Annotated in this window: 13 protein-coding genes; 5 read left to right on the top strand and 8 right to left on the bottom strand. The window is 68.7% G+C overall.

What is annotated here, in order from left to right:
• Positions 1-145 precede the first annotated feature (145 nt).
• Positions 146-601 (top strand): MGMT family protein, encoded by a 456-nt coding sequence (locus C5C07_RS04325; RefSeq protein WP_049905008.1) that lies wholly within the window; start codon positions 146-148, stop codon positions 599-601.
• A 68-nt stretch (positions 602-669) separates the two neighbouring features.
• Here C5C07_RS04325 and C5C07_RS04320 read toward each other — a convergent pair whose 3' ends face one another.
• The 3 genes from C5C07_RS04320 to lonB form a co-directional block, all read right to left on the bottom strand.
• Positions 670-1008 (bottom strand): hypothetical protein, encoded by a 339-nt coding sequence (locus C5C07_RS04320; RefSeq protein WP_004972673.1) that lies wholly within the window; start codon positions 1006-1008, stop codon positions 670-672.
• Positions 1009-1104: 96 nt separating this feature from the next.
• A complete protein-coding gene (locus C5C07_RS04315) occupies positions 1105-2145 on the bottom strand; it encodes a CPBP family intramembrane glutamic endopeptidase (RefSeq protein ID WP_115804627.1) in 1041 nt (346 codons plus the stop codon).
• A gap of 6 nt (positions 2146-2151) precedes the next feature.
• Positions 2152-4236: an ATP-dependent protease LonB gene (lonB, locus tag C5C07_RS04310; protein WP_004972677.1), complete on the bottom strand. Its 2085-nt coding sequence runs from the start codon at positions 4234-4236 to the stop codon at positions 2152-2154.
• A gap of 169 nt (positions 4237-4405) precedes the next feature.
• Between lonB and C5C07_RS04305 the strand changes: the two genes are divergently transcribed.
• From C5C07_RS04305 to C5C07_RS04295, 3 genes are read left to right on the top strand one after another with little or no spacing between them, the layout of a single operon-like run.
• Positions 4406-4957: a nicotinamide-nucleotide adenylyltransferase gene (locus C5C07_RS04305; RefSeq protein WP_004972681.1), complete on the top strand. Its 552-nt coding sequence runs from the start codon at positions 4406-4408 to the stop codon at positions 4955-4957.
• A 1-nt stretch (position 4958) separates the two neighbouring features.
• A complete protein-coding gene (locus C5C07_RS04300) occupies positions 4959-5750 on the top strand; it encodes an S-adenosyl-l-methionine hydroxide adenosyltransferase family protein (protein WP_115804626.1) in 792 nt (263 codons plus the stop codon).
• Positions 5750-6424: a trimeric intracellular cation channel family protein gene (locus tag C5C07_RS04295; protein ID WP_004972685.1), complete on the top strand. Its 675-nt coding sequence runs from the start codon at positions 5750-5752 to the stop codon at positions 6422-6424. The genes C5C07_RS04300 and C5C07_RS04295 overlap by 1 nt, the downstream gene beginning before the upstream one ends.
• A 29-nt stretch (positions 6425-6453) precedes the next feature.
• Here C5C07_RS04295 and C5C07_RS04290 read toward each other — a convergent pair whose 3' ends face one another.
• The 4 genes from C5C07_RS04290 to C5C07_RS04275 form a co-directional block, all read right to left on the bottom strand.
• On the bottom strand, positions 6454-7770 hold the full coding sequence (locus C5C07_RS04290; RefSeq protein ID WP_115804625.1) for an APC family permease: 1317 nt from the start codon (positions 7768-7770) through the stop codon (positions 6454-6456).
• A 188-nt stretch (positions 7771-7958) separates the two neighbouring features.
• A complete protein-coding gene (gene thsA, locus C5C07_RS04285) occupies positions 7959-9521 on the bottom strand; it encodes a thermosome subunit alpha (protein ID WP_004972691.1) in 1563 nt (520 codons plus the stop codon).
• A gap of 188 nt (positions 9522-9709) precedes the next feature.
• The gene (locus tag C5C07_RS04280; RefSeq protein ID WP_004972693.1) at positions 9710-9991 is read right to left on the bottom strand and encodes a HalOD1 output domain-containing protein; all 282 of its coding nucleotides are present in this window, start codon (positions 9989-9991) and stop codon (positions 9710-9712) included.
• A gap of 57 nt (positions 9992-10048) precedes the next feature.
• Positions 10049-10696 (bottom strand): helix-turn-helix domain-containing protein, encoded by a 648-nt coding sequence (locus C5C07_RS04275; RefSeq protein WP_115804624.1) that lies wholly within the window; start codon positions 10694-10696, stop codon positions 10049-10051.
• 174 nt (positions 10697-10870) lie between these two features.
• On the opposite strand from C5C07_RS04275, the gene C5C07_RS04270 reads away from it, so the two are divergent.
• Positions 10871-11695 (top strand): amidohydrolase family protein, encoded by an 825-nt coding sequence (locus C5C07_RS04270; RefSeq protein WP_004972697.1) that lies wholly within the window; start codon positions 10871-10873, stop codon positions 11693-11695.
• 6 nt (positions 11696-11701) lie between these two features.
• On the opposite strand, the gene C5C07_RS04265 is transcribed toward C5C07_RS04270, so the two are convergent.
• Positions 11702-12604 carry a glycosyltransferase family 2 protein gene (locus C5C07_RS04265; RefSeq protein WP_004972699.1) on the bottom strand — a complete coding sequence of 301 codons (903 nt, stop codon included), beginning with the start codon at positions 12602-12604 and terminating at the stop codon, positions 11702-11704.
• Positions 12605-12643 lie beyond the last annotated feature (39 nt).

The raw sequence follows: 12643 nt of genomic DNA, 5'->3' as shown, positions 1-12643 counted from the left end.
ACGCACGTATTTGTACATAAGGCTTGCGTCGTCGGGGACACTCACCGTCTCTCGCGTGCACGCGGGCGAGCGGCGCGCGGAGACGGACCCGAAACCGCGCGCCGTCGCCGGAAGGGTCAAGCGTCCGGCGACGGGAGCCGAACGTATGCCCGTCTCGGGAATCTACGCGCGCGAATCGTCCACGCTCGGTCGCCCCGTGCAGGTCGGCGTGGTCAGCGGAAAGGTCATCAACGTCTCGTTTCCGGACTCGCTGCCGGCGGACGCCGAGTCGGACCACGACCACCTCGACGCCGTGTTGGCCGCCATCGACCGGGGCGAGACGGACCTCTCGTCGGTCCCCATCGGTCTGACCGTCCCGACCGACCAGCGGAGCGTGCTGGAGTCGCTTCGCAACGTCCCGCGAGGAGACACCGTCGACGTGGCCCTGCTCGTCCGCATGTCCGGCCTCGACCCCGAGGACGACGACTCCGAGCGCGTCGTCCGCGAGGCGCTCGCGGCCAATCCCGTTCCGGTCGTCGTCCCCGACCACCGCGTGAAAGACGGCCCGAGCGCCGCCCCCGACGACGTGGTCGAGGCGCTCCGGAAGTCGGAAGGAATCTAGTTTTCGGTCGTTGTCGCAACCGCGGTCACCGCCGTCATCGTCGCGGTCACCGTCGCAGTCGCCGGAATTCAGAAGGGCATCGCGTCGGTCTCCCGGCGGAGCGCGAGGTAGCCGAGCAGACCGCCGAGGAGGAACAGCGTGCTCGCGAGGCCGACGGAGCCGACGCCGGTCGCGAGTTCGGCGAACTGTGAGATGCCCGCGAGGACGAAGCCGCCGCCGGCGACGTACTTGAGTCGGCTGTCGACCGGAATCCTGAGCGTGACGACGCCGAGGAGAATCGCCGTCAGTCCGAAGGCGGCGTCGGCCGCGAGTCGGAGCGTCGGGTTCCCCGTGGCGAACGCCGCGACGACGAGCGCCAGATAGCCGATGAGCCCCGCCTGCGTCAACTGCCGCGTATCGATATCCATACTGGCTACGCGTGATGCGGGCACTTGAACGCATCCCCGCGCCGCCGCCGCGACGGCGAGCGGTTCGGCGGGACTCGGCGGCGCGTCCGACGCCCGCTACCAGCCGAACAGTTCGTGGCCGGCGAACTCCAGCGCGTTCACGAGGTAGTGGGCGACGACCACGACCAACAGGCTCTCGGTGAGGACGAACGCCGCCGCGAGGACGAACCCGAGGAGGCCGGTGACGATGATGCCGAGTCGGCCCTGCGCACCGTGACCCGCGCCGAAGGCGGCCGACGACACCGCCGCCATGAGCCACGGCGACACGTCGAAGCCGGCGGCGACCGCCCCCACGAGCGCCCCCCGAAACAGCAACTCCTCGAAGCCGGCGATGAGCGGAAGCGCGACCGCGAACAGGAACACCCAGCCCGCGGTCGTTCGCGGCGTCAGCGACTCGCGGACCGCCTCGTCGGGCGCGACGCCGAACCGCTCGCTGACCGTCGAACCGACCCGGTTGGCCCCGTAGAGCGCGAGTCCGAGTCCGGCGCCGACGACGAGTTGCGTCGGGAGGTCGGCGGCGGAGAGGCCGAGCGCCGCGGCCGGCACGCCCGCGTACCACGCGCCGAGGCCGAGAAAGCCGCCGAGAAAGGCCTGCGAGAGCGCGACGTTAGCCAGCAGGAGGTGCGGCGGGAGGTCCTCGGCGGAGCCGGAGCGTTCCGAGACGGCCGAAACGGGGGCCGCGGTGACGCCGGGGGGTGTCGCTCGGTCGGAGTCGGTGTCGGACTCGGGTTCGGATTCGGACTCAGGGGCGGTGTCAACGTCAGCGTCGTCGTCCGCAACGTCGCCCTCCGCGAGCGTCGACGACTCGGGACGCGGTGACGCGTCGGTCGAATCGACCGAAAAGGAAGCCAGGGAGACGGTGTCGAGTTCGGCCGAGTGGTCGGTCTCGTCCGACTCGGCAGCGGTCGAAACGGAGTCGCCCGCGGCAGTCGCTCGGGAGTCGGAATCGGAAGCGCCGTCGCCCGGAGCGGCGGGCGCGTCGAGTGCGTCGGAGCCGGTCCCCTCCGCGTGCGGGACGCCGCGAGAAAGGTGCGCGAGAGAGAGTAAGACGGCGAGGACGAGGCCGGTGAAGCCTGCGAACGCCGCCCAGTCGGTCATCCGGCGTTACTGCGGGCTGGGGCTGGACGGCCCCTTGACGCCCTTGCCCTTGTTGAGGGCGGAGCCGGTGATGCTCTTGAGGCGGTCCACGAGCGAGTCCTTCTCGGGTTCGCCTTCGAGGGCGACGTCGAGGACCTCGCTGATGTGCGAGACGGGGATGATGTCGACCATCTCCTTGTACTCGTCTTCGATCATCACGTCCTGCTCGTTGGCGGCGGGGATGATGACCGTCGAACAGCCGGCCTTCGCGGCGGCTTCGATCTTGTGGGTGACGCCGCCGACCGGGAGGACGTCGCCGCGCACCGACAGCGAGCCGGTCATGGCGACAGACTGGTCGATGGGGATGTCCTCCAGCGCGGAGATGACGGCGGTCGCGACCGTGATGGACGCGGAGTCGCCGTCGACGCCCTGTTGGCCGGTCTGGACGAACTGCACGTGCACGTCCATCTCCGAGAGGTCCTGGTTGGAGAACTTCTTGATGATGGCCGAGACGTTCTGGACGGACTCTTCGGCCATCTCCTTGAGCTGGCCGGTCGCGATGACCTGACCGGGGCCCTGCGAGGGCGTGACTTCGGCCATCACGGGGAGCATGATGCCGGAGTCTTCGCCCATGACGGCGAGGCCGTTGACGCGGCCGGTGACGAAGCCGTCGTTGACCGAGAGCTCGTAGTCCTTGCGGCGCTCGATGTACTGGTCCGCGATCTGCTGCTCGATGGAGCGCGCGCGGCGCTTGGCCTGCAGCACGTGGTCGCGGGTGGTCAGCTCGGCGTTCTCGCCGCGGGCGATGTCGCCAGCGACGCGGACGAGGCCGCCGAGGTTACGGAATTCGAGGGTGAGGTGGCCCTTGCGGCCGGCGCGGCGGCGGGCTTCGAGGATGAGCTCCTCGACCGCCTCCTCGGTGAAGTGCGGGAGCCGGCCGTCGTTGGTGACCTCCTGGGCCACGAAGCGCGCGTACTTGCGGCGCATCTCGGGGGTGTCCTCGATGGTGTCGTCCATGTACACCTCGTACCCGTACCCCTTGATACGGGAGCGGAGCGCGGGGTGCATGTTCTCCATCGCGTCGAGGTTACCCGCGGCGATCATGATGAAGTCCGTCGGGACGGGTTCGGTCTGGACCATCGCGCCCGAGGAGCGCTCGGACTGGCCCGTGATGGAGAACTCGCCCTCCTGGATGGCCGTCATCAGGTGCTGCTGGCTGCGCACGTCGAGGGTGTTTATCTCGTCGACGAACAGGACGCCCTTGTTCGACTTGTGAATCGCGCCGGGTTCGACGCGGTCGTGGCTGGGCGTCTCCATGCCGCCGGACTGGAACGGGTCGTGGCGGACGTCGCCGAGGAGGGCACCCGCGTGGGCACCCGTCGCGTCCTGGAAGGGCGCGGACTTCTGGTCCGCGTTGTTCACGATGAGGTTCGGAATCATCGCGTCGCTACCGCGCGAGCCGTAGCGGAACGCGAGGTAGATGATACCCGCGGCGAGGATGCCGAGCAGGACCTGCTGGGCGATGATGAGCGAGTAGCCCAGCACGACCGCAATGATGATCCACATGAGGAACGAGCGCATCTGGTTGCGCTTGCGTGCTTCCTCTTTGTGCGCCTCGACGATTTGGTCACCCTTGCCCGCGGGGACCGTGCGGACCTTGGGGCGATTGCCGTCGTCGGGGTTGTGGTAGACGAGCACGTCCTGAAGCTCCTCGCGGGGGAGAAGCTCGGACATCGCCTTGGCGAGCATCGACTTCCCCGTCCCCGGGGAGCCGATCATCATGACGTGGCGGCGCTGCTTGGCCGCCTTCATGATGACGTCGCGGGCGTGCTCCTGCCCGATGACTTGGTCGACGAGGCGGTCCGGAACGGGAATCTCGTCGGTCGTCTCTATCCGGAGACCACCGAGGAGGTCGTCTTCGTCCACGTTCTCGGCCACGTCGGCGTCGATTTCGACATCGCTCCCGAGGTCGTCGATCGTCTTCTTGTCGACCTCTTCGGCCTCGTCGTGCTGGAGCGTCCCCCCGTCGTCGATGCCCTCTTCGGAGGGCGCGTCGTCGGGTGAATCCTCCCGCTCGTGGAGGCTGTCGTCGGTGTTCGTATCGTTACTCATAGAACTGTCGTCGCTACTTCTAACGTAGGCCCTGCGACTGATATACTTTCTCCCCGGGTGCATCCGGCGTACCTTGCCGTAACCTCGCGTTTCGACGGCCCTACCACCAGAATACCGGAATTCTCGTGACTCGGCGTATTTATAAGTAATCCGGACTAACGCCCGATGCATGCGGGGGTTCTACATCGGCCGGTTCCAGCCGTACCACAACGGCCACCACCGAATGGTCGAAGAGATTGCCACCGAGGTCGACGAGCTCGTCCTCGGCATCGGGTCCGCGGGCGACTCGCACTCGCCGCGGAACCCGTTCACCGCGGGCGAACGAATCATGATGGTCAACAAGGCCGTCTCGGATTTCGACATCGCGACCTACGCGGTCCCCATCGAGGACCTCGACCGCAACTCGGTGTGGGTCAGCCACGTCCAGTCGATGTCCCCCGCCTTCGAGGTGGCGTACTCCAACAACCCGCTCGTCATCCAACTGTTCAAAGAGGCGGGCGTCGAGGTCCACCAGTCGCCCATGTTCAACCGCGAGGTGCTGGAGGGCACGGAGGTTCGCCAGCGCATGATCGAAGACCGCGACTGGGAGTCGCTCGTCCCCGACGAGGTGGCCGACGTGGTCCGCGAAATCGACGGTATCGAGCGCCTCCAGCGCGTCACGGCCACCGACGGGTCGGAGCGCGTCGGCGACGACGGGAGCCGCGACCCGAACCCCTGTTGAGATGATTACGCTCGCGTCCGACTTCGGGCTGGCGTACCCGGCCGCGATGAAGGGCGTCGTCCTCTCGCGGACCGACGCGCGACTCGTGGACGTGGCCCACGACCTCCCGCGGCAGGACGTTCGCGCGGCCGCCTTCTGGCTCCGCGAGACGCTTCCGTACTTCCCGCCCGCGGTCCACCTCGTCGTGGTCGACCCCGGCGTCGGGACCGACCGGCGCGCGGTCGTCCTCCGCGTCGGCGACCACGTTCTCGTCGGCCCCGACAACGGCGTTCTCCGCCCGCCAGCGAGACGCGTGGTCGACGCCCTCGGCGACGCCGACGCACCGGTCGAAGCCTACGAAATCGACGTTCCGAACCCCGACTCGACGACCTTCCACGGGCGGGACGTGTTCGCGCCCGCGGCCGCCGACGCCCACGTCGCGGGCGCGTCGGCGCTCGGGTCGGTCGACCGCTTCGAACCGATTCCCGTCGACTCGCTCGCCCAGTGCCGCCTCCCCGAGGCGACCGTCTCGGCCGACGGCCGCGAGGCGACGGGCGAGGTGCTCGTCGTCGACGACTTCGGCAACTGCATCACCAACGTCCCGGGCGAGTTCGTCCGCGACGCGGCGGGCGACCGCGCGACGGTAAACGGCGAGTCGGTCCCGGTCGGTCGCACCTTCGAGGCCGTCGCGCGCGGCGAGCGACTGCTCACCGTCGGCAGCCACGGCAACGTCGAGTGCGACGTGAACCACGGCCGCGGCGACGAGGCGTTCGGCCTCGCGCCCGGCGACCGCGTCGAACTCCGGGTCGACTGATGGGCGCTCTCGCCTCCGTCCCCGCACTCAGTTCCGCCGCCGTCCCCGTCACCGTCGTCGTCCCCGAGGTCGACCCCTTCGCGGTGATGAACGTCGTCGGCCTCCTCGCGTTCGCGGTCGCCGGCGCGCTCAAGGCCGCCGAGGCCGGCCTCGACGTGTTCGGCGTCTCCGTGCTCGGCATCGTGACCGCCCTCGGCGGCGGGACGACCCGCGACGTGCTGGTCGACCGGCTGCCGGCCTCGCTCGCGGCGACGTGGGACATGAGCGTCGCGCTCGTCGGCGTCGGCCTCGCAATCGTCCTCATCCACTCGATAGAGGGCCGCGTGCGCGACCACCCGGCGTTCCTGACCACCGACGCGGTCGGGCTGTCGGCGTTCGCGGCGACCGGCGCGCTCGTCGGCGTCGACGCCGGCGTCACGTCGTTCGGCGTCGTCATCCTCGCGACCATCACGGCCGTCGGCGGCGGCTCAATCGCCGATATTCTCATCGGGCGCGTGCCGGTCGTCCTCCGCGACGACTTCTACGCGACGCCCGCGGTCGTCGGGGGCATCGGGTTCCTCGCCGCCCGCGCGGCCGGCGCGCCGACCGGCGTCCCCTCGGGGCTGTGCGCCGCGCTCGTCTTCTCGGTTCGGCTGCTCGCGCTCCGCTACGACTGGCGGTTACCGCGGGTCTGAGTGGCGAATCCGAGGCCGCGCGCCGGACGTTACAGTTCGTTTTCCACGCGCCGCTCCGCGGACTGGACCTCGTCCGCGATGGTCTCGCGCTCGAAGTAGAGCACCTCGACGCCGACGACGACCACCGCGAGCGCGAGGACGGTCCAGAACGTCCCGCGCTCGGCGTCGAACAGGTGCCACAGGAGCGCGACCGCGGAGCCGAGCGCGCCGACGGTTCCGACGGCGGGAATCACGGTCGTCCGGAGGTTCTCGCGCTCCCGGAACGCGAGAAGCGAGAGGCCGCCGAAGATGCTGATGAACGCGAGCGACGCGAACGAACTGATGGCGTCCAGACTTCCGAGGAAGGCGAACCCGGCGGCGAGCACCCCGAGCGTCACGAGCGGGCGAATCGGCTCGTCGGCGGAGTCGTCGCGGAGCCGACTCGGGAGCAGGTCGTCGGCGACGAGGCGCTTCGAGAGCCGCGCGGAGCTGAACAGCGTGGCGTTGATGGCGCTGCCCGTAGAGAACAGCGCCGCGACCGAGATGAGGACGAACCCGGCCTGTCCGAGGAACGGCTGGGCCGCGACCGCGAGCGCGGTCTCGGCGTGCCGCTGGATGGCGTCGATTCCGGCGAGATTGGTCGTGACGAGCGCGACGAGGACGTACAGAGCGGTCGCGCCCGCGATGGAGATGTAAACCGCCTTTCTGACCGTCTCCCGGGGGTCGGCGATGTTCTCCTGGTCGAACAGCAGGAGCTCCCACCCCTCGAAGGCGACGAAGGAGACGGCGGCCGCGACGAGCGGGCCGATACCGACGTTCGACAGGCCGAACCCGAGGCCGCCGTGGGTCGCGCCGTAGGCGACGCCGCCGAGACCGAACAGGAGCAGGATGGCGACCTTGAGTCCGACGAGGAGGTCTTCGGCCCGCCCGGAGGCGTGCGCGCCGAAGACGTTGAGGCCCACGAACGCGGCGACGGTGAGCGCGGAGACGAACGGCTGTATCGAGACCGACGCGACCGACGAGACGCCGGTGAGTTCGACGAAATAGCCGCCGAAGGCGTAGGCGTACATCGCCATCGTCCCGACGTAGCCGAAGACGAAGGTCCAACCCACGACGCCCGAGAGCGTGGTGCTGTCGGTGAACCGCTCGACGTAGCCGACGGGCGACCGCGGCGACTCGCACAGGCCGTTCAGTCGGAGGAGCGAGTAACCGGCACAGACCGCGAGCACGCCGGCGACGACGAACGCCGCCCACGCGAGGGTCCCGGCCGCGCCGGCGACGACGCCGAGCACGGCGAAGATACCCCCGCCGACCATTCCACCGATCGCCATCGACACGGCTTCCGGAAGCCCGACTTCGTCGGACATGGAGTGCAGTTCGACGCTCGCGACTGAAGAACGTAGCGGCCAGTTGATATGTGCTCGCGCCGCGGCACGGCTCTGGAGCGGCCGTGTGAGAGCGGACAGACGGAAAAAGCGACACGAAGTGGCCCGGCGGCGGAGCGCGCCGCCGGAGGATGGGTTGGATGGGGGAGTGTGTTCTGCGGGCGGTTCGGTTACTTGGCCGCGATGACGTCGTCGATGCGGACGATCATCGTCGCGGCCTCGGTCGCGGACTCGATGGCTTCGCGCTTGACCGCGGCGGGGTCGATGACGCCCTGTTCGACGGGGTCACCGATTTCGCCGGAGCGACCGGTGGAGATGATGCCGGCGATACCCTCGTTTTCGTATCGGGAGCGGAGGTCGACGAGCGCGTCGATGGGGTCCATGCCGGTGTTCTCGGCGAGGGTGCGCGGGAGCGCCTCGATGGCGTCGGCGTAGGCCTCGACGGCCAGTTGCTTGCGACCCTCGATGCCGGCGGCCTCCGAGCGGATGCGGTCGGCGATGGCGATTTCGGTCGCGCCCGCGCCGGGGACGACGCCGCCCTTGTCGATGGCGGCGACGACCACGTCGACCGCGTCTTGAATGGCGCGTTCGAGTTCGTCGACGACGTGTTCGGTGCCGCCGCGGAGGAACAGCGTGACGGCCTTCGCCGCCGAACCGCCCTCGACGAACGCGAGGTCGTCGTCGCCGAAGGTGCGGATGCTCACGGAGTCGACGTGACCGAGGTCGGACTCGTCGAGGTCGGACAGCGAACCGAGGCGCTTCGCGCCGGTCGCGCGGGCGAGGGCGCGAGCGTCGGACTTCTTCACGCTCTTGAACGCGAGGATGCCCGCGTCGGCGAGGTAGCCCGCGACGCGGTCGTCGATGGACTTGGTGCAGAACACCACGTCGACGCCGGCGTCCTTGAGGGCCTTCGCGTAGCCGCGGAGTTCGCTGTCCTCGGCGTCGATGGCGGCGGTGAGTTGTTCGACGGAGGTGATGTTGTACTCGGTGTCGACCTCGCCCTTGCGCACGTCGAGTTTCATGTCGAGGACCGCGACGGTCGCGTCGGAGACGGCGCGGGGCATGTTCTCGTTGACGGGTTCCTTGTCGAGGACGACGCCCTCGACGAGTTCGGTCGCCGAGGAGGACGCGCCCGTGCGGGTGAGCACGCGAACGTCGTCGCGGTGGAAGGCCCCGTCGGCGTCGCCGTGGACCATCTGGACCGCCTTGACGACGTGTTTGGCGAGCACGTCGGCGGTCACGTCGCCGGTGCCCTTACCGGTCATGGAAGACTCGGCGACCTTGCGGAGCAGGTCGTCGTCGAGCGTCACGTCGAGGACCATGTCGTCGATGGCCTCTTGGGCGATGCGGGCGGCCTCGGTGTAGCCCTCGACGATGACCGTCGGGTGGAGGTCGTCGTCGAGGAGGTCCTCGGCGTGCGCGAGGAGTTCGCCGGTGAGGACGGCCGCGGTGGTCGTGCCGTCGCCGACTTCCTCCTCTTGGGTCTGGGAGACTTCGACGATCATCTGCGCGGCGGGGTGCTCGATGTCCATCTTCTCGAGGATGGTCGCGCCGTCGTTCGTGATGACGACCTCGCCCGAGGAGTCGACGAGCATCTTGTCCATGCCGCGCGGGCCGAGTGTGGTCCGTACGGCTTCGGCGACCGCCTTTCCGGCGCGGATGTTGGAGTCCTGCGCGGAGCGGCCGTGCGTTCGGTTCGTCCCCTCTGCGAGAATGTATAACGGTTGCTGCATTCGTGAAGCCATGTTGAAACCTCAACCGCTATCAACGATTGCAGTTCTATAAATACGTTTCGGCGAGGCCGAGCTACGAAATCGCACGACAGGGCGACGGTTTTCGAATTCGAGCGCGGGGCGGGCGTCGCAGGGTTCGGGGAGCCGCCATGGGGTTCGTGTCGCGGTCGGCGGCCGGTCGCGCCTCGCTACTCGTCGAGCGTGTCGACGGTGAGCGTTCCGTCGCCGAACAGCGAGACGAGATAGCCCGCGTACTGAAACGAGAACCTTCGAGACGGGTCGTGAGAGAGGCGAAAGAGAACGTCGAGCGCTTCGGGGTCGACACCGATGTCCGAGAGCGGCGGGAGTTCGAGTGGGCTGAGTTCCGTGGCAGTCGCGACCGCCGAAGCGATGGCGACCGCCACCTCGTCGTAGCGGTCGACGGAGGTGGTTACCACGGACCCAGCTCCATCTTCGAGCGGGTCGTCCATACAGTCCGAATGGGTAGTCGGGTACCTATTGGTGTGCGTTGATTATGTAACCCGTTATTATGGGGGTCGCTCGTCGCGAATTCGCTCTGCGAGCGTTCGATAGGCGCGTTTGAGGCGGGCCGCGACCGCCTGCCGCGAGATTCCGAGCTCCGTACCGAGCTTGTCGAGCGACGTGTCCCGTCGCTCGTCGAAGTAGCCGCGGTCGAGCGCGAGGAGCAGGGCTTCGACTTGCGTGTCGGTCAGTCCCTCGCTCGCCGGCGCTTCCTCGGCCGCGACGGACGTGATGCGGTCGAACTCGGCGTCGATGCCGTGGGCCGCCCACTCGCGTCTGAGGTCGGTCAGCACGCGGTGCGAGGAGACGCGGAGCTTGAGCCACCACGAGTCATCGGTCGAGAGACATTCTAAGAGAACCGCGTCTCTGGACACTAACGCGTCGAAAATCGGAGCCTGGGAGACGTCCCACGAGACGCCGTAGAGCGCCCGGTCCGAGACGGATTCGACGAGCGTGAGGTCGTCGACGCTCGGAAGCGACCGCGCCGACTCTCCGAACGCCCCCGCGTCGGGACCGCGGACCCAGACGAACGACGCCGCCTGCGAGGCGGTCGGGACGGACCGTTCCAGCTCCAGTTCGACGTCGTGTTCCTCGGCCGCGGGACCGAACGGGAGCGCGGACAGCGGGGCGACGACCTCGACGATGAGGCACACGCGTGGACGATAGGTGGAGTAGGCCAAAAAACTGCGTTTCAGCGTCTCTCCCTACCGTCGTGAAGGAATGAACGTCACGCGACGCTGAACGAACGCGTCGGTACTGTGTACTCGATGAAACGACTACGGCGGATTCTGCAACCTATTTGGCGGACACCGATGAGTGACTCGACAATGCTGGAGTTGGAACACGGGTTCAGGGTCGTGGACGTGAACGCCCGCCTCGACCCCGACGAGCAGTCGATTGCGGCGCGCGGGCGGGAGATAAGCCCCGAGCGGCTGGAGCGCGAACTGCATCAGGCGGGCGTCGTCCGCGCCGTCGTCTCGCCGGGCGCACAGCGGGTCGAGGAGAGCTACCTCCGTCCGAACAACGCGGTCGCGCGGATGAGCGTCGACCGGCCGTTTCTGGCGTTCGCCCGCATCAACGGGCCGCGCGACCCGAGCGGTCGTGCCTCGGCGCGGCTCCGAAACCTCACGTCGTCGCGGGCGGACCACCACGCCGACCCCGGCGACATCGAGCAGTACGCCTACGACGACCGTTTCCACGGGTTCTCGCTCGCGCCGGCGGTCGACGGGCTCCCCGACGACGAGACGCTCGCGATGCTGGAGGACGTGGGGCTTCCCGTCTTCGTCGAGGGCGGACAGGCGTTCGAGCCGAGCGCCGTCGCCGAGTCGCTGCTCGGTCGGTTCCCCGTCATCCTGTCGAGTTTCGGCGGCTTCCCGCTCGACCGCGGACTGATGGACGAGGCCATCGACCTCCTCGACGACCACGACGACCTCTACCTCGACACGAGTTTCGTCCGCTACCGGAGCGTCCTCGAACGCGCGCTCCTCGAACACCCGGACCGCGTGCTGTTCGGCAGCGGCGCGCCCGAGACCCACCCGAACGTGGGCGTCATGGAGATTCTGACGCTCGACGTGTCGGAGGACGCGCTGGCGAAGGCGTTCTCGAAGAACGCGGCGCGGGTCATCGAGGCGCTCGGCCCCGGAGAGCGGTAAAACGAGTCAGCGCCAGTCGTACCGGGCGACGGCGCGGTCGGCGCGCTTCGACCGGCCGTGGGGGTTTCGGGCGCGGGTTCGGTCGCGGGCGCGGGCGACCAACCCGTCCGAGACGCCCGTGGCGATGCCGCCGACCACGTCGCGGCCGGTCCCGACCCACCCGGAGGGAGTCACGTCGCCTTTCACGACGCCGAGCGCGGCGTCGACGCCGTCCGAAATCGCGTGTTTCGTCGTCCGCTTGACCGTCCCCGGCCTGACGCCGTAGTTCTTCACGAGCCGATAGGTCAGAGAGCGGTACTTCCAGCCCCAGTCGCGTTCGGAGATGCCGCCGTCGGCCTCGAACTCGCGGCGGACGCACATCTCGGGCGCCCACGCGACCGAGCGGTCGAAGCCGGCGAGTCGGTGCGCCGCGTCGCGCGCGCCGCCCGTCTGGAGGTACTCGTCGAAGCCGTCGAGGGCGTCGATGATCTCGCGGCGGAACGCGACGTTGCCGCCGTTGAAGTACGTCACCGTGCGGCCGCCGATGGCGTTCCGTTCGAGGGATTCCGTCGTCATGCCGTTGCGGAGCGTCTGGTGCATCGGCCCGGTGACCACGTCGGCGTCGGCGATGCCGTCTTCGAGCGCCGACAGCCACGACGACTCCACGGAGAGGTCGTATCGGAGGAGCGCGACCACGTCGCCGCCGGCGACTTCGAGGCCGGCGTTGCGGGCGACGTTGAGGTTGCGGTCGGAGATTTCGACCAGCACGTCCACGTCGTCGCGCTCTCTCACCATCCCGGTCGTGCCGTCGGCGGAGGGGCCGTTGACGACGACGACTTCCGCGTCGGGGGCGTGCTCGGCCAGCGCGTCGAGGCTGGTGGCGAGCCGGTCCCGACCGTTGAGCGTCGGGAGCACAACCGAGAGATCCATACCCGACAGTTGCGGTGGACGTACTTAAATGTGAATCGA

Source organism: Haloferax sp. Atlit-4N (assembly GCF_003383025.1).
In the GTDB taxonomy this organism is placed as follows: Archaea; Halobacteriota; Halobacteria; order Halobacteriales; family Haloferacaceae; genus Haloferax; species Haloferax gibbonsii.
This window is presented reverse-complemented; position numbering and strand designations above follow the sequence as displayed.